The sequence below is a fragment of the Vibrio sp. QJM3NY_35 genome, from assembly GCF_057785915.1.
In genome coordinates this window covers 1891993-1917041 of sequence record NZ_CM173508.1, presented here as the reverse complement: position 1 = coordinate 1917041, position 25049 = coordinate 1891993, and the positions used below count along the sequence as shown (strand labels likewise).

The window sequence follows — 25049 nt, the reverse complement described above, 5'->3', positions numbered from 1 at the left end:
AAAAAATCCTTGTGGGAATAACCTTCCACGTTGCGCGATATTCTGCCTGAAAATAGGGGCTTATGCTTGTTATTTGTTGTTACCGAATTTGAAGGCTAACATCCGTTAACCACGGTTTAGCTCAGGAGTTAAGCCTTCAAATAGCTATCAAGCTAAGCAGACAGTTGCTCTGCCAAAAACGCATCGGTTTCAGCACGGCTTGGAATCGATGTTTGAGCACCAAAGCGTGTCACTGAAATAGCAGCTGCAGCGTGGGCAAATTTAATTGCACGTTCTAGCGGCATATCTTCAAGCAAGCCTGTCACCAACGCGCCGTTAAAGGTGTCACCTGCGGCAGTTGTATCTGTCGCTTCAACACGGAAACCTGCGATTAATTCACCTTCGCTGGCTTCATTGCCTTGACCGCGATGACTCACCCACACGCCTTTCGCGCCTAGCGTGATCATTACCGTTTCGATGCCTTTAGCATGCAGAGCCAACGCAGCCTGATGAGCAGATGCGTTGTCTGTCACGGTAATACCTGTCAGTACTTCAGCTTCGGTTTCGTTGGGTGTAATCACGTCAACACAAGCAAGCAGTGAATCCGACAATGGACGAGCAGGAGCCGGGTTTAGAATGACTTGCGTGCCACTCTCTTTTGCTACTTTCGCAGCGTATTCAATGCCTTCAATTGGTGTTTCAAGCTGAGTCAGTAAGTATTTAGCGCCGCGAATCTTTTCTAGGTGCGGTTCGATTTGATCGCAAGTCAGCTTGTCGTTGGCTTCCGCAGAAAGACAAATACTGTTTTCGCCTGTTGCTGATACTTGGATCATCGCGATACCAGTAGGCGTGTTGTCTGCAACGATCACACCGTCGATGTTGATACCATCTCTAGCAAAATCTTGACGAATATTGATACCAAATGGGTCGTCACCAACACAGGCGATGAAGCCAATATCTGCGTTTAATCTTGCTGCCGCTACGGCTTGGTTTGCGCCTTTGCCGCCAGGAATGACCTGATAGTTACCGCCAATCAAGGTTTCACCCGGACGAGGGAACGAAGGAACTTGCAGTACGTGGTCAGCGTTAACGCTACCTAAAACAATCAGTTGAGTCATGATACGAGCCTTATGATATATCGTATTTGAAAATGCATGGGTCTTTCTCATTACGTTGATTGCTAGCCTTGTCAGCGGCTTATGAGAAACAGCGATGCACTGTCGGTTTTTTGCTTTTTGTTTTGAGTCAGTGAGCTAATGAGCTAATGAGCTAAGCAAAGCAGGGGATAGGGGACCCCTGCTTTATATCGCGTTACTTAGTAACGATTACTTAGCGATGATTTTTAGAGGTACTGGTACGTACTCGTCTACTGTTTCGCCTTTCAGTACTTTGTCTGCCATTTCGATACCTAGAGAACCGATTAGGTCAGGCTGTTGTGCAACCGTTGCGCCAAGTAGGCCACGGTTAACAGCAGCGATGCCGTCTTCAGTGCCGTCAAAGCCAACGATCATCACTTCTTTACCTGAAGCTTGAACTGCGCGAAGTGCACCTAGCGCCATTTCATCGTTCTGAGCGAATACCGCTTGTACGTCTGGGTTAGCAGCAAGCAAGTTTTCCATTACGTTCAGACCTTTAGTACGGTCGAAATCAGCAGGTTGGCTTGCAAGAAGCTCAAGGTCGCTGCCGTTTACTGCGTTCATGAAGCCTTCACCACGTTCACGAGCAGCAGAAGTACCAGCGATACCTTCAAGTTGGATTACTTTCGCTTTTTCGCCCACTTTTTCCATGATGAAGTGACCTGCCATTTCACCGCCGATTACGTTATCAGAAGCGATGTGGCTCACTACGTCACCACGGCTTGCGCCACGGTCTAGCGTTAGTACAGGGATGTCTGAGCGGTTAGCAATACGAATCGCGTTAGACACAGCGTCTGAATCCGTTGGGTTGATCAGGATTGCTTTAACACCACGAATGGTTAGATCTTCAATGTTCGAAAGCTCTTTGCTTGGGTCGTTTTGAGAATCAAGAACGATAAGCTTGTAGCCTAGCTCTTCCGCTTTCGCTTCTGCGCCATCTTTCATGGTTACGAAGAATGGGTTGTTCAATGTAGACAGAACGATTGCCATTGTATCTTGCGCCTGTGCAGACACAGATACCGTTGTAGAAAGAAGAGCAGCAGAAATAAGAGTCGCTAATTTTTTCATGGTGTAAGTCCTTTGTGTAGGGTGAGCTAGGAGGTGAGTCCTAGCTCGTAGTTACATTATTTATAGATTCTAATATTTTAAGGTAAAACAAACTGTTACTTTTATTAAACTAGAGTGTTACTTGTATTAACCTAAGATGTGAATAGGTTTTATTTGTTTTTGTTGTCGACTAATACCGCCAGAAGAATAACCACTGCTTTTGCAATCATCTGGTAGTAAGAAGATACGTCTAATAGGTTTAAGGCGTTGTTTAGGAAGCCGATAATCAGAGCACCAATCAATGTGCCCATGATGCGACCACGACCGCCGGCTAAGCTTGTTCCGCCAAGAACTACGGCTGCAATGGCGTCTAGTTCATAACCCATACCTGCGGTAGGTTGAGCTGATGACAGTCGAGATGCCACGATGATGCCTGCAACCGCGGCTAACAAACCACAGATTGCGTAAACGCCGATTTTTACTTTGTCTACGTCGATGCCTGATAGGCGAGTTGCTGATTCGTTGCCACCAAGAGCGTAAACGTAGCGACCAAAGCGTGTGTGGTTCAGTAGGTACCATACCGCTGCGAATACCACGACCATGATCCATACTGGAACTGGGATGCCCATTGCGTAGCCTGTACCGAACCAAGCGAATGCGTCTGCTGTGTCAGTAAAACCAGTCGAAATAGGACGACCGTCGGTGTAAACCATGGTTACGCCGCGCAATAGAGTCATAGTTACAAGCGTTGCGATGAAGGCTTGAACCTTACCCTTGGCGATAATCACACCACTGATAGCACCTAATGCTGCACCGGCTACAAGAGCGGTTGGCACTGCGATCATCACTGGGATTTCCATGCCAATCATGCTGGCTGCGAATGCACCACAAAGTGCCAGTACTGAACCAACACTCAAGTCGATACCCGCGGTTAAGATAACCAGCGTCATACCCACAGCGATGATTGCGTTAACCGAGGTTTGGCGCAGAATGTTCAGGATATTGTCGACAGTAAAGAAGTTCGGGTTTAAGAAAGAAACGACAACAATCAGGAAGATCAAAGCAATCAATGACTTTTGATCAATCAGCCACTCTTTGCTGATTAACGGTTTTTTCTTTGGAGCTTCAGTTGTTTTGCTCATGGTTTTAGTACTCATGCTGCGTCCTCGTTGATCTTTTTACCGACCGCACACGCCAGTAATAATTCTTGGTTTGCTTCTTTAGCATTAAATTCACCGCTTACACGGCCTTCATGCATCACCATGATGCGGTCACTCATTCCTAATACTTCTGGCATTTCAGAGGACACCAAAATGATGCTCATGCCGTCGGCTTTAAACTTATTAATGAGTTGGTAAATCTCTTTCTTAGCACCGACATCGACACCACGTGTTGGCTCGTCGAGAATCAGTACTTTTGGTTTGGTCATCAAGCCCTTAGCGATAGCCACTTTCTGTTGGTTACCACCAGAAAGGTTGCCAATAATCTGTTCGCGAGTCGGGGTTTTGATGTTGAATAGCTTGATGAAGTCATCAACTGCAATCACTTCGTCTTTATGTTGGATTTGACCGCTCTTTGTCAGTAGGTCAAGCGAACATAACGACATGTTTTCTTTAACAGAAAGCCCAAGCACTAAGCCATCGCCTTTGCGGTCTTCAGAGATGTAAGCAATGCCATTGGCCAAGCCGTCTTTCGGGCTTACAGGGTTGATGGTTTTGTTTTCTAGGTTGATGACGCCGCGTTCACTTGGAAGGGCACCGTAAATCACTTTCATCAGTTCGGTACGACCCGCGCCCATTAGGCCAGATACACCCAGGATTTCACCGCGTTTTAGCGTAAAGCTCACGTCGTGAACACCAGAACCCGTCAGGCCAATCACTTCAAGACAAGTTTCACCGTGGCTCTGGCCGATACGTGGATATTGCTCGTCTAGCTTACGACCAACCATCATTTCGATTAGGCCATCTTCGTCGGTGTCTTTTACTTCACATTGACCAATGAATTTACCGTCACGCAGTACCGTGATGTCATCACAAATCTCAAAGATCTCTTTCAAGCGGTGAGAGATGTAAACAATGCCGCAGCCTTCATCGCGCAATTCATTAATCACCTTAAACAGAGATTCAGTTTCAGTGTCGGTTAGCGCATCGGTTGGTTCATCCATGATGATGACCTTAGATTCAAACGATAGGGCTTTCGCAATCTCTACCATTTGCTGCTCACCAAGGCTCAACTGGCCTAAAGGTGTTTTCGAGCTGTGTTTCACGTTAAGGCGTTTAAGTAGCTTGTCGGCTTCTCGGTACATCTCGTTCCACAAGATGCGACCCATGGTGCCCGTGATTTCACGACCTAAGAAGATGTTCTCGGCGATGGTCAATTCAGGGATTAGATTCAGTTCTTGGTGAATGATGCTAATGCCTGCTTGTTGAGAATCACGTGGCCCTTTAAATGCAGCAGGTTTTCCTTGGTAGGCGATAGTGCCGCCGTCCAAGTGGTAAATACCCGTAAGCACTTTCATAAGCGTTGATTTACCCGCACCGTTTTCACCCATTAACGCCATTACGCGTCCTGGATAAACGTTGAGGCTTGCCTTATCCAGTGCTTTAACACCAGGGAAGGCTTTCTCAATTGAGCTAAGTTCTAAAATGGCTTGAGTCATGTCGGTTCCTTTACTCGGGGCCAGTTGCATTTGATTGTTCTGTCTATGTATTGCTTTGGTTCAGTGATAACACTGAGCTGTCGTTGCGTTTTGCTTGAGCTAAAAGGTTACGCCAGCTTGGAAAATAACATTTGCGTATGGTGTGCATTCACCAGTGCGAATCACTGCACGGCTTTCATGCGTTCGCTGTTTGAATTCTTCATGAGTGATGTAAGTAATAGAAAGCGATTTGCCACAACGTGCTTCTTCTGTCTTGATTAAATCAATCAGCGCAGCGTGGTGTTCTGGGCTTACTTTCGCAAACTCTTCTGCAATCACAACGCCTTCGATTTGAGATTCATCCAGCATGGTTTTTACCGTTTGCTGAAAGCTTGGGACACCGTGAGTCAAAGCAAGATCAATACGAGTTACGTGGTCTGGAATCGGCAGACCCGCGTCACAAATCGTGATTTCATCTGTGTGGCCAAGAGTCGCCACTAGGTAAGAGAGTTCAGAGTTTATTAGAGTACTTTTTTTCATATCACGACCTATCGAAAAATAACGCTTGATGGGTTGAGAACAACTCAAGAAATGCCATCGAAACGTTTCGATAGTGATAATAGTGTCTGATTTATCATTTGCACGTTTGATTGTTTTAGAGTGTGATAACGATCATCGAAACGTTTCGATGGGGCGTTTTTTGGTGATCTTAGTCACCGCTATTGATTGCATAAATCCTTTATGTGGGTTCAATCGATAGCGCATATCCAAACTTACTGATGGTAATGATATGGACGTTTTGTGCTCTTAATCGCGCGAACACATTGCGTAGGTTATAGACGACGTTAGCAAGAACATGCGGTGACGAGAGTTGCCCGTCCCAACACACATCAACAATATGCTCTCTTGAAATCGGTCTTCCCACATTTTCCAATAATAAGCAGAGCACTGCTAATAGGTGAGGGCGCAAAGTGATTTTGTTTCCTTGCTGATTGGTAATCGTTCGAGCGTCGATATCAATGATTAAGCCGTTGAAGTCTATAGTGTGGTTCATCGTGTTTTTTGATCGTCTTATTCTGAATTGTGGAGATTGAGCGAAATTGGCTGCTTTTGGATCGGATAACTATTTAAGTGTGCTTATTTAAGTGTACGAATGGTCAAAGCGCGCGAATTATGCAGAATCGCACCACGCTTGAAAGTAAGCGTTCGTAAGTCTGCGCGAATAAAATCTAAAAATGGGATGGTTTGAAAATTGAGTGGAAGGTTTTATCTAGAAAAGGCGTGTTTTTATTTCTTTATTATTCATGTGTTTATTTGGTAATTACTGATTATGTTGGCTGAAGTTACAAAGTGATTATATTTTTATTTATTTTTTTGTTTTCTGTGAGATTAACCTGCTTGCCAATTCGACGGGTTGTCGGATAACTCTAGCAAGATTGTGCAGCACAGGAAGGCGTAACAATCTTGATTTGCACTAAGTAAGGTCAAGCAGTAATGAACAACAAATTTATTCTAAGCATCGCGATGATGTCAGCATTTGCAGCAAACCATGTAATGGCAGCAGACAGTGGATTCTACCTAGGCGGCGCAATCGGTACATCTGGTATTGATGATGGCGGGTTAACTGACACGATCAAAGAACCTATTACTTTTAAAGCCGAAGACAATACTTACCGATTAATTGCTGGTTACAAATTTAACCGCATTGTTTCGGTTGAAGCTCAATACACAGATTTTGGTGATATAGCCCTGAAAACGAAATCTGGTAATAAGGTTTTCACTTGGACACCTCAAATCTTTGCGGTAACGGCGAACCTCGGTTACACGTTTGATAATGGCATTCGTCCATTTGGCACTATCGGTCTGTCGACTATTGATCTAGACATGAAGCTTGCTGATGGATCTCGCCCTTCAGGAGATGGTTTTGATGATTCAGGAGATGGCATCCGTATGGGTGTTGGTGTTGAATATACGCCACCTACAATGTCTTCGTTGAGCTTTCGCCTAGCATACGAAGCCGATGCTTTTGATATCGAAGATTACGAAAACGGACACAAGACAGAAGATACTGTTGTTCTGGACTCTTTCTACTTAGGCGCAATGTACACATTCTAAGTTTCACACTTTGCTAAACGGTAAATCGGTTTCTAAATGGGGCGTCGGTTGGCTCAACCCGTTTAGCTAAAGTGGAAAGCCGCAGTTTTTGATTGCGGCTTTTTTCATGTTCAACTCAGGTAACTCTCGATTGAAGATGTAATCGAATAGCTAGGCTTCACGGATATGAGCGGTGACAGCAACGATGGCATGGTCAGTACTGAATTGGTCGTGTTCAAAGCTGGGATTGATGAGGTGATGGTCGAGCACTGTGTAGCGAGAGATCTCCATCAAGCTTGATGAGTTCTGACAATCGAACTCATTGGACGTCAAAATGTAGTCCAGTACAGATCCAGAAGCACCGTAGTAGTGCGTTGGTTTGCGTTGTTCGAGCAAATCTTCTTCATGCAATTGATGATAGAGATCCCAGCTGTCTTTTAAGCGGAAGTGCGATAACCAATGTCTACTCGCTTCATCTCGGTTCAACGAATAGCTCAACAGTCCTTTGAACTCATCGTAAAACAGTGGTTTGTTAAAGTCACCCATTAGCACAACTGGCTGATCGGTTTGATAGCGCTGATTGGTGATGTATTGATGCAGAATCTGAGCTTCTAGACCGCGCTGCACACTCGATAGCCAAGAGCCAAGTTGTTCTTGATGAAGCTTAACCAGCGTGTCACTTTGCGGCTTTTTATCTGCTGAGCGGCTACAGGATTTTAGTTGTTCAGTTTTGGGTTCGGTTGGACGTTGCGATTTAAAGTGCACAACGTAACAATCAGTAGAGCCCAAGTGAGGAAGCGTAATGGTCGCGTGAACAGGCGTTCGGTTGAATGAAAAATTGTCACTAAGATTGAAGGCTGACAGCAACTCTGAATCTGGTTTAACCGGCTGTACTTTTTCAATCGGGTAGCGAGAGGCGATACCGACGACAGGCGAGGTATACAGGTAATCATCTTCAACATGCGGGTAATCGACAACCGCAAAGTACGGATAACCTAGATCATTCATTAACTGCTCTAAAGACTGCGGGCTAAATATCTCTTGGAAGCCAATCACATCGCAATCTAATGATTTAATCGCTTCAGCCATCCAATGTTGCTTCTTCTGCCATTCCTCGAAGCTGTAGATGTTCTCAAAATCATAATAAGCATTCGGTGGTTCGAGGTAGTTCAAAAGGTTGAACGTTGAGAATGTTATTTGGTTTGGTTTGTTCAAGGTTGAATCCTATTGAAATCATTCTTTTAAGGATATCTAAAATACTGAGATATTGTTCGGATTTAGTTAGTTATTTTCATTTGATCTAGCGAAGGTGGCCGCTTTCTGCTTAGATTCTCTCAATTCGATGCTCTTTAGGTGTCGAGTTTAATTTTATATACGATCAATCGATCGTTTTTTTATGGTTTCACAATGAAAAAATATACTTCTGTCGTTCTTGTGCTGTTGAGCGTTTTCTTTTCTACGTCATCGTTGAGTCATTCCTTAGAACCTCAATCTATTGAGCAAATTGAATCTCGTGTATCGGCACGCATTGGTATTGCTGTTTATGATTCTGCAACTAAGCAAACATGGAGTTATAAGGGCGACGAACGCTTTCCGATGATGAGTACCTTTAAAACCCTGGCTTGTGCGAATCTTCTCTATGACTTTGAAAATGAAGGGTTAGATTTAGGCTTAAAGGTGGATATCGAGTCAGACGATTTGATTGTTTGGTCTCCAGTGACTAAACACTTAGTAGGCAAAGATCTTTCACTTGAAAATGCATGTACGGCAACCATGACGATGAGCGACAACACGGCAGCAAATGTCGTTTTAACTGGTGTGGGTGGTCCTAATGGCTTAACAGAGTTCCTGCGTTTAGCTGGTGACAGTAATACTCGTCTTGATCATATGGAACCAGAGTTGAACCATGCTCGACCAGGCGACGTTCGTGATACTACGACACCGAATAGTATGGTAGTTACGTTAAATGAGTTGGTATACGGAAATACGCTGTCACAAGAGTCTAAGTTGAAGTTAAAGAACTGGATGATGGGCAACAAAGTTTCTGACGGAATGCTGCGTTCTATCTTACCCAATGATTGGAGTATTGCGGACAGGTCGGGAGCTGGAGCCTATGGTTCTCGCGCTATTACAGCTATGGTTTGGAGTGAAAATCGAGCTCCGTTGATCATCAGCATCTCTCTTACAGAAACTGAATTCACTATCCAAGAACGTGACAAGGTGATTAACGAAATTGGTCAACTTATCTTTGACGCGTATCTCGTGCAGTAGTTAATACCCACATCTAATCGTTAATCTTACACAATCACGCGCTAGCTACTTGTTCGGCTTTTGTTCTAGCGCGTTTTATTCTTTAGACTGAACCGAGTAATTTGTAAATAAACCGTCAGAGATGGAGTGCTGATGGTTTTATTAGTTATTACATGATGTTAGATTTGAACCTATACTTGTTTTAACGGTGTGCATTCAAAGCCGGTTAATCAAGTTGAATATCGAATTCATAACATTTGAAGGGAGAGTCAAATGGGAACAGATTTCCGAAGCAAAGCCTCGCAGCGCACTCAGTTTTTCAGGTCTAATTTGAAGTCATGTGCAGTTATGCTGCCGCTTATTGCTCTATATCCCTCCGTTACTTACGCCTTTGATACCGAATCAACTCCCGCTGTCACCGTTATTGAAACCACGCAACTGGTCGGTTTTGGTGAAGCGAAATATCCTGTCGACTTCACTCACTTCGATTACGTTAATCCTGATGCGCCAAAGCAAGGCAAAGTGACCTATGGCAGCATTGGTACCTACGATAGCTTTAATCGATTCGGTTCTCGCGGCGTTGCTGCCAGCTATACGGGTGAGATTTACGATACCTTGATGTTTTCTCCGAGCGACGAGATTGATGCGTATTATCCATTGATCGCCTCAAAGGTTCGCTACGCCAGTGATTTCACTTGGATGGAAATTGACATCAATCCAGATGCTAAATTTCAAGACGGCAAACCAATCACCGCGCACGATGTTGCCTTCACCTTTGATAAGTTTTCGAAAGAAGGTGTGCCTCAATATCGCGTGTATTACAAAGAAATCGAGTCTGTAACGGCTATCTCTGATTCGGTTGTTCGTATTGAGATGAATAAGCCAAATCGCGAGAAGCTGTTTAGCTTTGCGCAAAGCACTCGTGTATTGCCGAAACATTTCTGGAAAGACAGAAAGCTGTCTGAACCTCTAAGTGAGCCACCAGTAGGCAGTGGTCCTTATAAGATCATTAGCTACAAATCTGGTCAAAGCGTTACCTACGGTTTAGATGAAAATTACTGGGCTGCGGATCTACCCGTTAACGTTGGTCGCAATAACTTCAAGCAAGTGCAGTACGATTACTATCGCGATGACACCGTAATGCTGGAAGCCTTTAAAGCAGGGGAGTTCGATTTACGAACCGAAAACTCGGCTAAGTTTTGGGCAAACTCTTACACGGGTGCAAACTTCGATAAAGGCTACATCATTAAAGAAGAGATCAACCACGAGAAGCCTGAAACGACTCAAGGTTTCGTGTTCAACATTCAATCTCCTGTGTTCTCTGATCCTAAAGTGCGTGAAGCGCTAACTTATGCGATGGATTTTGAGTGGATGAACAAGAACATGTTCTACGGTCAATACAAACGCACTCGTAGTTACTTCCAAAACACTGACTATGAAGCGAAGGGCTTACCAAGCGAAGCTGAAGTCGAGTTGCTGTCTCAGTACAAAGATCAAATTCCACCAAGAGTTTTCACCGAAGAATTCCAGCCATCAGTAACCGATGGCAGTGGCCGTATTCGTAACCAAATGCGTACCGCTTTCAAACTGCTGAAAGAAGCGGGTTGGGTATTGAAAGACAAAGTGATGACCAATGAAAAGACCGGCAAGCCGATGTCATTTGAGTTGTTGATTTACAGCCCAACCACGGAACGAATTGCAACGCCTGTTCAGAAGAACCTCAAGCGTATGGGGATCGAGATGAAGATCCGTACCATCGATACCACCCAGTACATCAAGCGCTTACGTGACCGCGATTTCGATATGGTGTCTTCGTCGTTTTCTGCAAACCCTTATCCTAGCCCGAACTTAATGATTGTTTGGAACTCTAACTACATTGATTCTACTTACAATACTGCCGGTGTGACGGATCCAGTGGTTGACGCGTTAACAGAAGAAATTGCGCGTAACCAACAGCATCCTGAAAAGCTTCTTACACTAGGTCGTTCGCTAGACCGTGTATTGCAGTGGAATTTCTACAACATCCCTCAATGGCACGTTGGTGAATATCGCGTTGCAATGTGGGACAAGTTTGAGCGTCCAGATGTATTGCCTAAATACGATTTAGGTATCGATACATGGTGGATTTCAGAAGAGAAGGCGGCATTGCTTCCTGAAAAACGTCGCTAGGAGTTAGTTAGCATGGCCGCGTATATATTTCGACGTTTATTGTTGGTGATCCCCACATTGTGGGCGATCATCACCATCAACTTCTTCATCATCCAGATTGCCCCTGGAGGTCCGGTAGAACAAGCCGTTGCTCAATTAGAAGGGCATGACTCTGGCATCATGGAGCGCTTTTCTGGTGGTGGACAAGAAGTTGATTTAAGCGAAAGTGACCAAGCGTCGGCCAGTGGCTATAAAGGCTCTCGCGGACTTGATCCTGAAGTGGTTGAAGAGATCAAAAAGCAGTTCGGTTTTGATAAGCCGATTCACGTTCGCTACTTCGATATGTTGAAAAACTACGCAACCTTTAACTTTGGTGAAAGCCTGTTTAAGGGCGGTAACGTGATTGATTTGATCATTGAGCGTTTACCTGTCTCCATTTCTTTGGGGCTGTGGAGTACGTTAATCATCTACGTGATTTCGATACCTCTAGGCATCATGAAGGCGATTCATCACGGCTCTCGTTTTGATATTTGGTCGAGCGCGGTGGTGATTGTCGGTTATGCGGTCCCTGGCTTCTTGTTTGCGATTATCCTGATTATTTTGTTCGCGAGTGGTAACTACTTCAGTTGGTTCCCATTGCGTGGGCTCGTGTCGAGTAACTTCGACCAGCTCAATTGGTATCAGCAAATCGGTGATTACTTCTGGCATTTGGCTTTGCCTATTTTTGCCATGGTCATCGGTGGCTTTGCAACACTCAGCATGCTGACTAAAAACTCCTTCCTTGATGAAATCAATAAGCAATATGTGGTCACGGCTCGAGCGAAAGGTTTGGACGAGAGCAGCATTCTTTACAAGCATGTTTTCCGTAACGCGATGTTGATCATTATTGCCGGTTTCCCGAGCGCATTTATTAGTATTTTCTTCACGGGTTCTATGTTGATTGAAGTGATGTTTTCACTCGAAGGCATTGGCTTACTTGGCTTTGAGTCGACCATTCAACGTGACTATCCCGTGGTGTTCAGTTCTCTCTATATCATGACCTTGCTTGGCTTGGTGCTGAGCATTATCTCCGACCTGACGTATACCTGGGTTGATCCTCGAATTGATTTTGAAGCGCGTTAATGGCGAATGAATAAAAAGGTATTGATAATAAATGTTTAACAACCCTTTAGCTGAAGCTCGTTGGTTACGTTTTAAAGCAAACAAGCGTGGTTTTATCTCCCTTTGGATATTTACCATCTTGTTTGGACTGAGCCTGTTCGCTGAGATCATCGCCAACGATAAGCCACTCTTAGTTTCTTATGATAATCAGTGGTTTGTACCCGTCATTAATGAGTATGCCGAGACCGAATTTGGCGGCGAGTTTGAAACCGAAGCGGATTACAAAGACCCGTATGTTATCGAACTTATTGAAGACAGCGGTTACATCGTTTGGCCAATCATTCCGTTTAGTTACGACACGATAAACTTCGATATTTCCGGCGCGGTGCCGTCGGAGCCCGATTCAGTGAATTGGTTAGGAACCGATGATAAAGGGCGAGATGTATTGGCGCGTATCATTTATGGGTTCCGTATTTCGGTTCTATTCGGTTTTATTTTGACGATTGTATCGAGCGTGATTGGTGTGGTTGTCGGGGCGACACAAGGTTACTACGGTGGTTGGGTTGATCTGTTTGGTCAGCGCTTCATTGAAGTGTGGTCTGGTATGCCGACCCTGTTCTTGTTGATCATTCTGTCGAGTTTTATCGAGCCGAATTTCTGGTGGTTGCTCGGAATAATGGTGCTCTTCAGTTGGATGAGTTTAGTGGGCATCGTGCGTGCGGAATTCCTACGCTGTCGAAACTTTGATTACGTAAGAGCCGCGCAAGCGATGGGTGTGGACGACAAGCGCATTATGCTTCGTCACATGCTACCCAACGCGATGGTAGCATCGTTAACCATGATGCCGTTTATTCTTTCAGGCTCTGTCACCACATTAACGTCGTTAGATTTCTTAGGCTTTGGTTTGCCTGCGGGCTCGCCTTCATTAGGTGAGCTATTGGCGCAAGGTAAAGCTAACTTGCAAGCGCCTTGGCTTGGTATCTCTGCTTTCGTCGTGCTTTCACTGATGCTTACGTTACTTGTCTTCGTTGGTGAAGCGGTACGTGATGCCTTCGACCCACATCAACAGAAGTAAGGATAAGTTATGACTTCAAATACAGCTCCTACTTCAGGGTCAACAGCAGAGGCTGCTAATGTATCTCCAGTTCTGACCATCGATAAATTGTCTGTCGGTTTCGGGCGTAAAGACTCGATAGAACAAGTGACGCAAGATGTCTCTTTAAAAATATACAAAGGTGAAACGCTCGCGCTGGTGGGCGAGAGTGGTTCAGGTAAATCGGTTACCGCTAATTCAGTGTTAAAACTGCTGCCTAAAGGCTCGTCGCACTATTTAAACGGTAAGATTAACTTCTCTGGCACCGATATTCTGAGTTGTTCTGAAAGGCAACTGCGCGGGATTCGTGGTGGTCGCATCGGCATGATATTCCAAGAGCCAATGGTGTCGTTGAACCCGCTTCATAGAGTCGGCAAGCAGTTGGTTGAAACCCTCGCGATTCACCGCGGTATGCGCACCAATAAAGCGCAAGCCTTGGCGATAGAATGGCTTTCTAAAGTAGGTATCCGTCATCCAGAGCAAAAAATATTAGCCTATCCACATGAGTTATCTGGAGGTGAGCGTCAGCGTGTGATGATCGCGATGGCACTGATTAACGAGCCAGAGTTGCTGATTGCTGACGAACCAACGACCGCATTGGATGTGTCGGTGCAAGCGCAGATCCTCGACTTGTTGAAAGACCTGCAACAAGAGCTCGGTATGGCGATGCTTTTCATCACCCATGATTTGAGTATCGTTCGTAAAATTGCCGACAGAGTGGCGGTAATGAAAGATGGCCGCTTAGTTGAAAGCAATGACTGTAAAACACTCTTTAATGCACCATCTCATCCTTATACTCAAAAACTTATTAATTCCGATCCAAAAGGTTTGCCTGTTCCTGTATCTCCGGAAAGTAAACCTTTGCTCAATGTTGACCAGCTGCGTGTTTGGTTCCCGATTACAGGCGGTTTGTTCAAGTGGACTATTTCGCATGTTAAAGCTGTAACCGACATGGAGTTCAGCTTGAAGAAGGGGCACTCAATTGGCTTAGTGGGTGAAAGTGGTTCGGGTAAGTCGACTACAGGTATGGCGATATTAAAGCTGGTGGAGAGTGAAGGTTCAATTACCTACGCAGATGAACAAATTCAAGGCTTAAATCGCCAACAGATGCTACCGTTTCGAAGCCGTATGCAAGTGGTCTTTCAAGACCCATTCTCGGCGTTGAACCCAAGAATGTCAGTGGCTCAGGTGATTGGTGAGGGTTTGTTAGTGCATCAACAATTGGACGACACTGAACTCGATCAACGCATCTGTGACGTAATGAAAGAGGTCGACCTCGATCCTGAGACTCGCCATCGTTACCCTAACGAGTTTTCTGGCGGGCAGAGGCAACGTATCGCGATTGCTCGTGCTTTGATCCTTAAACCAGAGTTTATCCTGCTAGACGAACCAACATCGTCATTAGACAGAACGGTCCAAGCGCAGGTGCTGGATCTATTGAAATCACTTCAAGAAAAGTATGGCCTCACGTATCTATTCATAAGCCATGACCTAAATGTTGTGAAATCCCTGTGTCATTACACCATTGTGATGAAAGCCGGAGAGGTGATAGAGAAAGGCGATACAGAGACATTGTTTAGCGAACCCAAGCATGAATATACGCAGCAGTTGGTTTCTCTATCTAACATAAGCTGATTTAATTCAATATTTTTACGATGCCGAACAAAAAAAGAACGATATTTAACGTATCGTTCTTTTTTTGATTTTAGTTACTGATGAAGGCTAAGCATTGCATCAAAACATCTAACTTAGCGCATCAGTACATTACGAGTGAATTGCTTCTTCAGGTAAGCACTGTATTCAGAGTTAAACGGTTCTGTTGAGTTGTTTCGCATATCTTGCGAAATCAGCGCCTTAGAAGAGTCTGCATCTGGGTGTTGTGGTGCCGTGCCAAACTCTGCGTTCAAGGCCGTTTGTGTCTCTGCTGACGTTAACCAGTTGATAAATACCAGTGATGCCGCTTGATGCTGGCTGTTTTTCGCTACCGTGACGAAGTTACCGCCGCCAGACATACCAAATTCAGGGATATAGAACTTAATGCGATCTGTGATTGCGCCGCGTTTTTGTAAACCGGCTAAGTGATCTTCCCATGCTGGTGCCAGTGTTATTTCACCGTCATTAATACGCGTTAGGCTGTCTGCGTTGGATGCTGTTATAAGCATGTCTTCTTCGTTAGCTTCAAACCAATCCCAAGTTTGAGCCCATGACTTCACGACTTTTTTATCTAGTTTGTTGGTCATATCAAAATCACCCGACACATGACGGATGCTGGATTCGATAAAACGCTGACCTGCGCCGCCACCGTTAGGATCATTGACACCAAATGCCATAGGATTGCCTTTGATGTAGCTTTCCATCTCTTCGAATGTTTGGGGTAGGTCAGATTCGTTAATACGGCTAGGGTCGTAAGCAAGGCCCGTTTGGTTACCCCAGAATGTTACGCCATAGCCTTTAGAGTTAATCCCTTCTGCCGACTGGTTCAGCTTTTGAATTTCTGGAAGCTTATTTAAGCTTAACAGAGTGTTTTCTAGTTTGAATGTGTTCAACGCTGTTGGGCCAAGTGCTACGACATCCATTGAGCCTTTATCACGACGGCTTTCAGCTTGAAGCTTGTTACGGTTACCATCGTGAGTACCTTCTGGGATACGAACTTTAATGCCAGTCTCTTCTTCAAAGCTTTTGACGAACTTTCTCCAACCTGGTTGTAGGTACCATACAGAGAAAGTCACCGAGCCTTCTTCTTTTGCCTTAGATTCAATTTCATCCCACGTCATTGTATTTACATCGTATGCAAAACTAGAAAATGCTGTGGTGCTAAGTAGTGCTGCTAGTAGAGTTTTTTTCATTGTATCCTCACGAAATTAAGCTTTACCCGTCGATTGAGACAAGTAATTTCCTTTCAATAAACGTTCAATTAGTAACATTAGTAGTACATTTGGAATGACTAGAATCAGTGATACAACGGCAGCATCAGGTCTGATAAATGAGTAACCCAAAAATGAATATAAGATGGTTGGAACGGTAATAAAGTCAGGTGCGCCCAGTACGTAAGACATGTTGAACTCTTCAATACTGATCACCAAGCAAAAGATGGATGATGCAAGCAGGCTTGGTTTAAGCATAGGCAAGAATGCGTGCTTAAAGGTACCAAACTTACCCGCGCCCATATCAGCACAAGCATCGATCAAATCTTGTGGGATGGCCTTAAATCCGGCAGACAAAATACGAATTGCGTAAGGCAGGGCCAATACTGTGTGTGCAATGACAATGTTGACGTATGGGGCGGTTAATCCAAGCTCTAACAGCATTGAACTAAAAAATACCGCCAAAATCATTGATGGCATAACCATAGGGAGCAGGGAGACCATCTCGGCCAGTTTTTTACCACGAAATTCCATGCGTCCAAACGCGTACGCGGTCGGCATCGCAAGAGTGATGGTTAAAATAGCAACGGCAGGAGCAACAGAGTAACTGTTACGTAGGGCTTCTGGTAGAGAAGTGGTTTCCCATACTTCTATCCAGCGTCCGAACGACAACACTTGCGGTAGTAGGTCGGGATAACTCCAAGGGTGGTTAGGATCAACCAATGACCAAATGATCGCCATTGCGAAAGGGACACCAAGCCAAACTAGATTCACAAGAACGAAGAAACTAACAGAAATCAACATGACCCATTGGGTGTTAGTTAGGTTACGAAGGCGCTTCATTATGATTTCTCCATATCTACAACAACGCTTTTACGTGTAACAAATGGCTGAGTAAGTAAAGTCAGAACAACGGCAGACAAGCCGGCAAGCAGCATGATAACCATGGCAATGACAGCGGAGTTTTCCCATTCGTAATATTGAGTTGCTGTGATGTTCATCAGCATCGCTAAAGAGTAACTGCTACGTGAGCCAGCGACAGATGCAAATGAGAAATCGCCCAGTGCACCAATGAAAATCAGAATAGAAGAAGCCTGTAACGCAGGGATAGTTAACGGAAGAATAACCTGACTGAATCTTGCCCAACGCGTCGCGCCTAAATCTAAAGCTGCATCCATTAAGTCTCCACGAATGCTAGCAATGGCACCGCTGATTAGAATCAAAGCGAAAGGTAAGTTTTTCCAAATTTGTAGGACGACAATGCTCCAACCAAATTTATCGTTGGAAAGACGCAAAGGCTTATCAATGATACCAAGTGCTAATAGAGATTCATTAAAAATCCCGTGGTAAGCGATGACGTTCATCATTAGGAAAGCGGCCACTAGCCCTGGTACAAACATAGGAGCACGCAATACTCCAATGATGGCCGGTTTACCTGGAATGGGCTTTTGTAACCAAAGCGCAATTGGGTAGGCTAGTGTGACGGCTCCAATAGTACCGAGTAACGAGGTACGCAAAGAATACGCGACAGAACGCCATAAAATTGGATCGCTAAGAGTTGTCTGCCAGTATTCGAGTGTTCCGTTGGTTTCTCCCATGACACTAAAGAGTCCAAAGCTTTGCGCGATGACTACGTACAAAGCACTTCCCATGAGTAAGGCGATAGTGCCAACCCCAGGAATGAGCAGTAAATAGGGTTTTATGTTCATCCATTCACTCCCTCTAAGAAGCGCATGCCAAATTCAGGCAGTTTTACATGAATGATTTCACCTTGTTCAGCAGAGACTCTTCCGCCTAATTGAAGGCGAATTTTTTGTTTTGTGTCTGTGCCAACAAAGCCGAATACATCTAAGTTATTGCCTTGGAAAGCCGATGATTCAACCGTGACCTCAAAGCTGTTAGCTTCGCCTTGTTTACAAAGTTGAGCGTCTTCAGGGCGCCAACATACGAAGATTTCTTGCGTTTGTGGTTGTTCGTCAGATTCAACGAGAAATTCACCCATGTTACAACTGACACGGTATTGGTTCGCTTGTTGAGTTGGCTCGACATACGCTTGGTGGATATTAGCGGCGCCAATAAAGTCGGCTACAAAACGGCTAACTGGGCGGTAATAAATATCTTCTGGTGTGCCGATTTGTTCAATGTTACCGCCATTTAGCACCACAATTCTGTCACTCATTGCCAAGGCTTCAGCTTGATCATGAGTAACATATATAGAGGTTAATTGGTGCTGACGTTGCAGCTCTTTGATTTCAAAACGAACGCCTTCACGCATTTTCGCATCGAGGTTTGATAAAGGCTCATCGAATAAAATGATGTCAGGACGAGTCACCATTGCACGGGCTAGGGCTACACGTTGTTGTTGACCGCCAGAAAGTTGTGATGGCAATTTGTCTTTGTGATCAACTAAACCAACCTGAGACAAAATTTCCGCTAAACGACGTTTTTGTTCATTTTTATCGATTTTCTGTTGAACCATACCAAAGCAAATATTGTGAGAAACACTTAAATGCGGGAATAAAGCATACGACTGAAAACACATCGCTGTTTCACGCTTTTCTGGTGGAATTTGGTTTACCACGCGCTCGTTCATCAGAATTTCACCTGATGTAGGCGTTTGAAATCCCCCGATCATTTTCAGCAATGTTGTTTTGCCACAACCACTTGGCCCAAGCAGAGTGACAAACTCGCCTTGTTCTACAGAGAATGAGATCTCTTTTGATGCGTAAAAATCACCATAAGTTTTCGTGACAGAACGAAGTTCCAAAATCGCCATAATTAACCTTTTTTAAAAAGTTTAAATTTCCAGATAGATTATTTGTAGTTTATTTCAGTTTTATTATCGATCGAGTTTTTTCGCGTAAAAATCATTCATTGATCACGAAAAGTTTAATAAACAATTGTTTTAAAGGGTTTTTTATTTTCGGATTTTGTAGGCGCTTCTTCATTGACAGTAAGCGTAATATTTCGCTATTCTAGATTAAACTTTTTTAGGTAGTTTAATTGATGGTGTTTTATGTTCAGTTTTGATGTGGCAAAAAAAGGACAGGTTCTAGTAAATAGCCATCGAGGCGATTGCATTCGTTGCCCTGAAAATACCATGCCTGCTTTTATTAGCGCTGTTGAGAGAAATACCCGCTGTATTGAAATTGATATCGCGATGACAGCCGATGAAGAGCTGGTGGTGATTCATGATCCAAGCGTTAACCGTACTTCTGATGGGAGCGGTTATGTTGAGCAAATGACGTTTGCAGAATTAGAAGCGTTGGATTTCGGTGGTTGGTTCCATTCGTCATTTGAAAAGACTTCAATTCCTAAGTTTAGTGAAGTACTTGAGTGGGCAATTGAACATGGTGTTGGGCTGATTGTTGAAGCGAAACAAAGGCGCAATCACCATCGCTTTGCAGAAAAGCTTACGGTATTAATTGAACAAACTCCGAATGCACTAGATCACATCCAATTGTTGGGATTTGATCATACGTTAGTTAACCTTGTGAAAGAGTGTGTACCAAGCATTCAGCTACAAGTGGTGACGCTTGCTCGCTACCAAAATCAATTAAATGCCGTATTGGAATCGAATGCTTCTGCTGTGTGTGTGGAATACCCTTATACAACGCGAAGTGTACTCGAAGGTTATAAAAGCTCAGGTTTAACCACACGTCTGTATTTGCCAAACAAAGACAAAAATATGAAACCAACTCAATGGTTTAATCAATATTATGGCTACGACGTACATAGTGAAATTATTCAATGGTTGAGCGAAGGCCTCATTGATATGATTAGCCACGACGATATTGATATGTTGAAAGAGCTAGTACATGAAGCCGGTATGGAAGCGATTTAAATCCGACTTTGTTATTGATGAACCCATCATGCGACACCGCCTAATAAATTGATTGAACCATAAATAGAGAACAACTGAACATGTTAACTCCGATAAAACCATTACAACTAGAATTGACTCCAGGACAGAAGAAATTACTGGCGGTTTGTCGACAGCATAGCTCGGTATCGCGCGCAAAAATTGTTGAAAAAACAGGTTTGCGTAGTGGCTCTGTGACCAGTATTTCTAAAGAGTTACTGGCAATGAACATGATTAAAGAAGGACCAAGAGAAAAAGTCGGTCGTGGCCAGCCCATCATTCCGTTGCAGTTGAACCCATACGCAGCATTTTCATTTGGTATCGCTTTCCATATTCACCGAATTGAAGTCGCTTTGGCAAACTTCTGCGGTGAAGTGATTGATACTGAAACCATCGATTACGCCGAAGATGCGCCAATTATAGATGTACTTAAGAACATTAAGGCTCAAATAGACGTATTGGTTGATAAACATAAAATCCAAAATGCACGCATATTGGGGATTGGTGTTTCTATGCCTGGGCCTTCTGAAGGTGATGGTAAGTCGATTCGTACTATTATTCAGATGGGACATTGGCGAGGGGTCGATTTAGCAAGCATCTTTGGTGACGTATTTGAATGGCCAGTCTGGATCGATAATGACTGTAATGTTGCTGTTGTAGGTGAGTTTTATTCTGGTCAGTGGCCAGAAGTAAAAAATATGGTGCTGTTTGAGTTAGGTCATGGTGTGGGGGGCGGTGCGATCATCAACCGCAAACTTTACCGAGGCAGTCGGCATAATGCGGGTGAAATCGGCACATACTTCAACCTGCTTGGCGAAGAAAATAAGCCTACTATTCGTGGCTTATTGGATCAACTGGCGGCATCAGGACTGGAAGTGGATGGCCCTGAAGATATTCCGGGGTTAGATAACCCTGTGGTATCAAAATGGGTGCGTTTTGCCGCAGCACAGCTTAAGCCCATGTTAGTTGTCACTTTAGGTTGGTTCGACCCAGATTGTATAGTGATTGGTGGTTCTTGCCCTCAACATATCAGCCAAGCCATTATTGATGAAGTCGCATTAGATAAGGTTTGGGAAGAAGCTGAACGCTCATATGCAATGGCTCAATTCTCTCCTTCAAAAATTGGATCGTCGCTAAATACCTATGGAGCATGCATGTTCCCAGTATTTCGCACGCTAGGTATTTAATAAAAACATCGGATAATTGTTATGAAATATGCACCAAGTGTGGGTGTGAAGTTCCATGAAGATGGAAGCGTAAGAACATTCCCTGGCAATACTTTTATTTGTCACCTTGATCAATCGTTGCCTTTGATTGACGAATTATGTTGGGCGCAAGACCAACTTAAATCAATGAATTGTGGTGACAAATTTTCTTTCTTGCCTATTTCAAGTATGCACATGACGGTATTTGAAGGGGTTTGCGATCAAATTCGCGAAGCGCATAAGTGGACATCGAAACTAGACCTAGCTGCTGATCTTTCGGAAACAACCGACTTGTTCGCGACTGAAGCAAGCCAAGTCGGTGCGCAAGGCGGTTTTGAAATGATGTATGACTACGTTTACAACTGCCCGATTGGCGGTACTGCGATTCGTATTAAACCGGCTAACGAGCACTCTACTCAAGCACTTAAGCAGTGTCGTGAAGCGTTAAAAACAGCCACCGGTATCAATATGCCTGATTTCGATGACTATCACTTTCATATTACCTTGAGCTATCGCGTTATAGAGTTGGAAGAACAAGATAAGATTGAATTACAACAAACTGCGAAGCGTATTGGTGAGCGTCTAGCTCAATCGTTTGGCTCTTTGACGCATGGCCCTGTGGAATTTTGTACCTTCCAAGATATGTTTAAATTTACTCCTGTTATCAGTCTATCTTAGTTTTAGGTTTATATGATCCCTAAGATCATTATCTGATTTGAGCTCATACGCTGTCGATATTGCGCATGAGCTTTTTTGTTTTTGAGTGTAATTGGTGGGCTGAAAGCAATTACAATATAAGACTGTATACATTAATCGGGCATGGTCATTTACTTGTTTTAAGATTACACTGCGCCCAATATTTCAGAAGTACATATTTAGGTAGAGGTCACCATGGACCAAGAACATTACGAAGACGCTGATTACGAAGGCCAAGAGCTTGGCGAAGAAGGCGAAGAGATTGAGATTGAAGCAATTGGTATTGATGTTTCATCACAGCCAATCGAACTCTACAAAGTGTTTAAAATTGCTAACTTAGTGAGTGGTGGCGGTGAAGCTAAACACATCATCTCTGAAGGCTACGTAGCGGTAAATGGTGAATTAGAAACTCGTAAACGTCGTAAAATGTACGATGGCGACTTCTTTGAATTCAACCAAGAGTACTATGTAGTGGTGTGTGATCAGCCAGTACAAGAAGAATCAGAAAAAACGAAAAAGAAAGAAGCGCCTAAAAAAGATCACAAGGCGAAGAAAGGTCAGTCTAAAAAGGATTCTAAGAAGAAAGAATCTAAGAAAAGCAAAGCAGAAATGCTAAGCGCAACGGCTGAACCAAAGAAAGAGAAAAAAGAGAAGAAGAAAGAAAACAAACCGAAAAAGAAAGTGGATGCGCCAAAGGCAACACGTGATGATAAAAGCGGCCGTAATTCTATCGAATTCTTCTAAAGTTATTACTTTGAAACGTAAGCACAGTTAGACCCAGGTTTTACGTTAAACAGATATCAAAAGGCTCACTATTTAGTGAGCCTTTTTTGTAGATGTAATTTAGGTCCTGGCCTAATTTTCTTTTTGATCAGCCACAAACTCTACAAACCTATCCCTGAGTGGGTTTTCACTCTCTCCATTCCAGATCAACCCGACTGGCCAAGTGGCGTATTCACCTTCTAACGCAATGAATTCCACATCGGTATTACTAATGAACTGCGCACTGCTGGGTACAATGGTGAAACCGATATTGGCAGAAACCAAGGCAAGCAGGGTGAGAATATCATCGGCTTCTTGCGTCTTTGATAAGTCGATTTTATTGGCAAGACAATATTGTTGAATCTGTTTGTTTAGCCCAGGACCTCGATGTTGGGCGAGCTTTAGATAAGGCCAATTCGATAGTTCAGATATTGCCTGACTTGGGTTAGAACTCAACTCGGGAGCTTGCTTGAGAAGATCTTTGTGTATCGCGACCACAAGCGACTCATTGAAAAGCGTTAGGCTTTCTAAATTCGATGATTCTGGTATCCGATTGAAGCTGATATCGAGTTCGTGGCTCAATAGCTCGTCTGTTTGCTGCTTGGAGGGCGTGTCATTCAAGGTGATGTGAACATCTGGCTGCTGTTGTTTATAAGCCGCAATCAACTTGGGTGCTTCATGGTATGTAGACACACCAAAGCCGATGTTTAAATGCCCTTGAGTTCCATTCACTACCGAGCCTGAAAGCTGCTCAAATGCTTGCATTGAATGAACTAAGCGTTGGGCTTCCGGTAGTAAGGTTTTGCCTGCATGTGTCAGCACTGCGCCGTTCCTGCCGCGAGAGAACAGACTCGCTCCAAGATTGGATTCCAATCGCTGAATCTTCTTGGTGAGTGCCGATTGAGTAATTTAAAGCTGCTCTGATGCCAAACGGTAGTTGCCCGATTTAGCCAACTGACAAAATGCCTTCAGTAAATCAAATTCCATTCCAAATGCTCATTGAACTGAGAATATCTTTCATTATATGGAATTGAATTGATTTTTTATACTGAGTTCATACCAAATCAGATAAAGCGGAATTTGAGGACGAATCATGAAAAGAGACATCAAAGTAGCATCGGTTCAGTTTAACCATCATGCAGGCGACAAACCGTATAACTTGTCGGTGATTGAGCAATACGTTCAACAGGCAGCGAACAATGGTGTGGAGATTATCAGCTTCCCAGAAATGTGTATCACAGGGTATTGGCATGTGTCTGAATTATCACGAGGAGAGATAGAAGCTCTCGCAGAACCAGTCCCGAATGGCGAATCGACTCAAATATTAATTTCGCTAGCTACGCAATTTGGCATCAGTGTTGGCGCTGGTTTGATAGAGCAGGGTTGCGATGGCGAGCTATACAACACCTATGTATTTGCCATGCCCAATGGTGAGGTACAGAAGCACCGCAAACTGCACACCTTCGTTAGCCCATACATGAGCAGCGGTGACCAATATACTGTGTTCGATACACCTCATGGATGCAAAGTCGGTATCTTGATTTGCTGGGATAACAACTTGGTTGAGAACGTACGAATTACTGCGTTGAAAGGGGCTGATATATTGATTGCACCGCACCAGACGGGTGGTTGTCAATCACGCAGCCCGAACGCGATGAAACGAATTGACCCAGAGCTATGGTTCAACCGAGATGAAAACCCAGAGGCGATTCGCGCAGAAATGCAGGGTAAGAATGGCCGTGAATGGTTAATGCGTTGGTTGCCTGCAAGAGCACACGATAACGGTATGTTTGTGGTGTTCAGCAATGGCGTTGGTGTGGATATGGATGAAGTCAGAACTGGCAATGCGATGATCTTAAGCCCTTATGGTGAAATCATCACAGAGACGGACAGCGTTGATAACGACATGGTAATTGCAGAGCTAAAAGCCGAAGAGTTGGAGATGTGTACCGGAAGGCGTTGGATTCGCGGTCGTAAGCCGGAGTTATATCATTCGCTGACGCAGCCGTTAGGTCATGAACTGGACCCACACCAAGCGCGTTTTGCAGAGAAATAATGTTGTAAGCGCTGCTGAAAAAGGATGTATTGGGAACGGTCAAAAGGGTGGGGAAATTGAAAGAGAAGTGAGGGTTATTGATGTAGTCTACCCACTTAAACTGTTTTTAAGTGGGTAG

Annotated in this window: 22 protein-coding genes and 1 pseudogene; 11 read left to right on the top strand and 12 right to left on the bottom strand. The window is 44.1% G+C overall.

Annotation, left to right across the window (positions count from 1 at the left end; translation table 11 throughout):
* Nucleotides 1-152: 152 nt before the first annotated feature.
* The 6 genes from rbsK to AC3CH3_RS23740 form a co-directional block, all read right to left on the bottom strand.
* Nucleotides 153-1097 carry a ribokinase gene (gene rbsK / locus AC3CH3_RS23765; RefSeq protein ID WP_488538607.1) on the bottom strand — a complete coding sequence of 315 codons (945 nt, stop codon included), beginning with the start codon at nt 1095-1097 and terminating at the stop codon, nt 153-155.
* Nucleotides 1098-1304: 207 nt separating this feature from the next.
* Nucleotides 1305-2183 (bottom strand): ribose ABC transporter substrate-binding protein RbsB, encoded by an 879-nt coding sequence (rbsB, locus tag AC3CH3_RS23760; protein WP_017058470.1) that lies wholly within the window; start codon nt 2181-2183, stop codon nt 1305-1307.
* A gap of 149 nt (nt 2184-2332) precedes the next feature.
* Complete coding sequence (gene rbsC, locus AC3CH3_RS23755; RefSeq protein WP_017082395.1) at nt 2333-3319, bottom strand: ribose ABC transporter permease; 987 nt, start codon at nt 3317-3319, stop codon at nt 2333-2335.
* Nucleotides 3316-4821, bottom strand: coding sequence for a ribose ABC transporter ATP-binding protein RbsA (gene rbsA, locus AC3CH3_RS23750; RefSeq protein ID WP_019823678.1), 1506 nt, complete (start codon nt 4819-4821; stop codon nt 3316-3318). Before rbsA ends, rbsC begins: the two co-directional genes overlap by 4 nt.
* A gap of 99 nt (nt 4822-4920) precedes the next feature.
* Nucleotides 4921-5340 (bottom strand): D-ribose pyranase, encoded by a 420-nt coding sequence (rbsD, locus tag AC3CH3_RS23745; protein ID WP_017060853.1) that lies wholly within the window; start codon nt 5338-5340, stop codon nt 4921-4923.
* Nucleotides 5341-5539: 199 nt separating this feature from the next.
* Nucleotides 5540-5854, bottom strand: coding sequence for a winged helix-turn-helix domain-containing protein (locus tag AC3CH3_RS23740; RefSeq protein WP_019823680.1), 315 nt, complete (start codon nt 5852-5854; stop codon nt 5540-5542).
* Nucleotides 5855-6294: 440 nt separating this feature from the next.
* On the opposite strand from AC3CH3_RS23740, the gene AC3CH3_RS23735 reads away from it, so the two are divergent.
* Entirely contained in the window at nt 6295-6915 is a 621-nt protein-coding gene (locus tag AC3CH3_RS23735) for a porin family protein (protein ID WP_488538606.1), read from the top strand.
* Nucleotides 6916-7065: 150 nt separating this feature from the next.
* Here AC3CH3_RS23735 and AC3CH3_RS23730 read toward each other — a convergent pair whose 3' ends face one another.
* Nucleotides 7066-8109, bottom strand: a complete 1044-nt coding sequence (locus AC3CH3_RS23730; RefSeq protein ID WP_488538605.1) for an endonuclease/exonuclease/phosphatase family protein — start codon at nt 8107-8109, stop codon at nt 7066-7068.
* A 192-nt stretch (nt 8110-8301) separates the two neighbouring features.
* Between AC3CH3_RS23730 and bla the strand changes: the two genes are divergently transcribed.
* The 5 genes from bla to AC3CH3_RS23705 all read left to right on the top strand — a co-directional run bounded on the left by bla (nt 8302) and on the right by AC3CH3_RS23705 (nt 15121).
* A complete protein-coding gene (gene bla, locus AC3CH3_RS23725) occupies nt 8302-9165 on the top strand; it encodes a class A beta-lactamase (RefSeq protein WP_488538604.1) in 864 nt (287 codons plus the stop codon).
* A 252-nt stretch (nt 9166-9417) separates the two neighbouring features.
* On the top strand, nt 9418-11313 hold the full coding sequence (locus AC3CH3_RS23720; RefSeq protein WP_488538603.1) for an extracellular solute-binding protein: 1896 nt from the start codon (nt 9418-9420) through the stop codon (nt 11311-11313).
* 12 nt (nt 11314-11325) lie between these two features.
* Entirely contained in the window at nt 11326-12414 is a 1089-nt protein-coding gene (locus AC3CH3_RS23715; RefSeq protein WP_488538602.1) for a microcin C ABC transporter permease YejB, read from the top strand.
* Between the two features lie 31 nt (nt 12415-12445).
* Nucleotides 12446-13468, top strand: coding sequence for an ABC transporter permease (locus tag AC3CH3_RS23710; protein WP_048608646.1), 1023 nt, complete (start codon nt 12446-12448; stop codon nt 13466-13468).
* A 9-nt stretch (nt 13469-13477) separates the two neighbouring features.
* Nucleotides 13478-15121, top strand: coding sequence for an ABC transporter ATP-binding protein (locus AC3CH3_RS23705; protein WP_488538601.1), 1644 nt, complete (start codon nt 13478-13480; stop codon nt 15119-15121).
* A gap of 113 nt (nt 15122-15234) precedes the next feature.
* Here AC3CH3_RS23705 and AC3CH3_RS23700 read toward each other — a convergent pair whose 3' ends face one another.
* The 4 genes from AC3CH3_RS23700 to AC3CH3_RS23685 are packed head-to-tail and all read right to left on the bottom strand — an operon-like array spanning nt 15235 to nt 19126.
* On the bottom strand, nt 15235-16332 hold the full coding sequence (locus AC3CH3_RS23700; protein ID WP_488538600.1) for an extracellular solute-binding protein: 1098 nt from the start codon (nt 16330-16332) through the stop codon (nt 15235-15237).
* A gap of 15 nt (nt 16333-16347) precedes the next feature.
* Nucleotides 16348-17193: an ABC transporter permease gene (locus AC3CH3_RS23695; protein ID WP_488538599.1), complete on the bottom strand. Its 846-nt coding sequence runs from the start codon at nt 17191-17193 to the stop codon at nt 16348-16350.
* A complete protein-coding gene (locus AC3CH3_RS23690; RefSeq protein ID WP_171307891.1) occupies nt 17193-18059 on the bottom strand; it encodes an ABC transporter permease in 867 nt (288 codons plus the stop codon). Before AC3CH3_RS23690 ends, AC3CH3_RS23695 begins: the two co-directional genes overlap by 1 nt.
* Nucleotides 18056-19126, bottom strand: coding sequence for an ABC transporter ATP-binding protein (locus tag AC3CH3_RS23685; protein WP_065205983.1), 1071 nt, complete (start codon nt 19124-19126; stop codon nt 18056-18058). Before AC3CH3_RS23685 ends, AC3CH3_RS23690 begins: the two co-directional genes overlap by 4 nt.
* Before the next feature lie 240 nt (nt 19127-19366).
* On the opposite strand from AC3CH3_RS23685, the gene AC3CH3_RS23680 reads away from it, so the two are divergent.
* From AC3CH3_RS23680 to AC3CH3_RS23665, 4 genes are all read left to right on the top strand, one after another.
* Complete coding sequence (locus tag AC3CH3_RS23680) at nt 19367-20194, top strand: glycerophosphodiester phosphodiesterase (protein WP_065205984.1); 828 nt, start codon at nt 19367-19369, stop codon at nt 20192-20194.
* Nucleotides 20195-20274: 80 nt separating this feature from the next.
* Entirely contained in the window at nt 20275-21399 is a 1125-nt protein-coding gene (locus AC3CH3_RS23675) for an ROK family transcriptional regulator (protein WP_065205985.1), read from the top strand.
* A gap of 21 nt (nt 21400-21420) precedes the next feature.
* Nucleotides 21421-22095 carry a DUF1868 domain-containing protein gene (locus AC3CH3_RS23670; protein ID WP_488538598.1) on the top strand — a complete coding sequence of 225 codons (675 nt, stop codon included), beginning with the start codon at nt 21421-21423 and terminating at the stop codon, nt 22093-22095.
* Nucleotides 22096-22308: 213 nt separating this feature from the next.
* Nucleotides 22309-22857 carry an RNA-binding S4 domain-containing protein gene (locus AC3CH3_RS23665; protein ID WP_488538597.1) on the top strand — a complete coding sequence of 183 codons (549 nt, stop codon included), beginning with the start codon at nt 22309-22311 and terminating at the stop codon, nt 22855-22857.
* 111 nt (nt 22858-22968) lie between these two features.
* Here the strand turns inward: AC3CH3_RS23665 and AC3CH3_RS23660 are convergent.
* A pseudogene (locus tag AC3CH3_RS23660) lies at nt 22969-23862 on the bottom strand (LysR family transcriptional regulator).
* Nucleotides 23863-23968: 106 nt separating this feature from the next.
* Here AC3CH3_RS23660 and AC3CH3_RS23655 point away from each other — a divergent pair.
* Nucleotides 23969-24931, top strand: a complete 963-nt coding sequence (locus tag AC3CH3_RS23655) for a nitrilase family protein (RefSeq protein WP_019820613.1) — start codon at nt 23969-23971, stop codon at nt 24929-24931.
* Nucleotides 24932-25049: the final 118 nt, after the last annotated feature.

Coding starts and splice junctions, on each gene's coding strand:
- rbsC (WP_017082395.1), bottom strand. CDS start 3,319: ATGAGTACTAAAACCATGAGCAAAACAACTGAAGCTCCAAAGAAAAAA.
- AC3CH3_RS23700 (WP_488538600.1), bottom strand. CDS start 16,332: ATGAAAAAAACTCTACTAGCAGCACTACTTAGCACCACAGCATTTTCT.
- AC3CH3_RS23675 (WP_065205985.1), top strand. CDS start 20,275: ATGTTAACTCCGATAAAACCATTACAACTAGAATTGACTCCAGGACAG.
- AC3CH3_RS23740 (WP_019823680.1), bottom strand. CDS start 5,854: ATGAACCACACTATAGACTTCAACGGCTTAATCATTGATATCGACGCT.
- AC3CH3_RS23705 (WP_488538601.1), top strand. CDS start 13,478: ATGACTTCAAATACAGCTCCTACTTCAGGGTCAACAGCAGAGGCTGCT.
- AC3CH3_RS23670 (WP_488538598.1), top strand. CDS start 21,421: ATGAAATATGCACCAAGTGTGGGTGTGAAGTTCCATGAAGATGGAAGC.
- AC3CH3_RS23695 (WP_488538599.1), bottom strand. CDS start 17,193: ATGAAGCGCCTTCGTAACCTAACTAACACCCAATGGGTCATGTTGATT.
- AC3CH3_RS23685 (WP_065205983.1), bottom strand. CDS start 19,126: ATGGCGATTTTGGAACTTCGTTCTGTCACGAAAACTTATGGTGATTTT.
- rbsB (WP_017058470.1), bottom strand. CDS start 2,183: ATGAAAAAATTAGCGACTCTTATTTCTGCTGCTCTTCTTTCTACAACG.
- AC3CH3_RS23735 (WP_488538606.1), top strand. CDS start 6,295: ATGAACAACAAATTTATTCTAAGCATCGCGATGATGTCAGCATTTGCA.
- AC3CH3_RS23715 (WP_488538602.1), top strand. CDS start 11,326: ATGGCCGCGTATATATTTCGACGTTTATTGTTGGTGATCCCCACATTG.
- rbsK (WP_488538607.1), bottom strand. CDS start 1,097: ATGACTCAACTGATTGTTTTAGGTAGCGTTAACGCTGACCACGTACTG.
- AC3CH3_RS23690 (WP_171307891.1), bottom strand. CDS start 18,059: ATGAACATAAAACCCTATTTACTGCTCATTCCTGGGGTTGGCACTATC.
- bla (WP_488538604.1), top strand. CDS start 8,302: ATGAAAAAATATACTTCTGTCGTTCTTGTGCTGTTGAGCGTTTTCTTT.
- AC3CH3_RS23680 (WP_065205984.1), top strand. CDS start 19,367: ATGTTCAGTTTTGATGTGGCAAAAAAAGGACAGGTTCTAGTAAATAGC.
- AC3CH3_RS23720 (WP_488538603.1), top strand. CDS start 9,418: ATGGGAACAGATTTCCGAAGCAAAGCCTCGCAGCGCACTCAGTTTTTC.
- rbsD (WP_017060853.1), bottom strand. CDS start 5,340: ATGAAAAAAAGTACTCTAATAAACTCTGAACTCTCTTACCTAGTGGCG.
- AC3CH3_RS23710 (WP_048608646.1), top strand. CDS start 12,446: ATGTTTAACAACCCTTTAGCTGAAGCTCGTTGGTTACGTTTTAAAGCA.
- rbsA (WP_019823678.1), bottom strand. CDS start 4,821: ATGACTCAAGCCATTTTAGAACTTAGCTCAATTGAGAAAGCCTTCCCT.
- AC3CH3_RS23655 (WP_019820613.1), top strand. CDS start 23,969: ATGAAAAGAGACATCAAAGTAGCATCGGTTCAGTTTAACCATCATGCA.
- AC3CH3_RS23665 (WP_488538597.1), top strand. CDS start 22,309: ATGGACCAAGAACATTACGAAGACGCTGATTACGAAGGCCAAGAGCTT.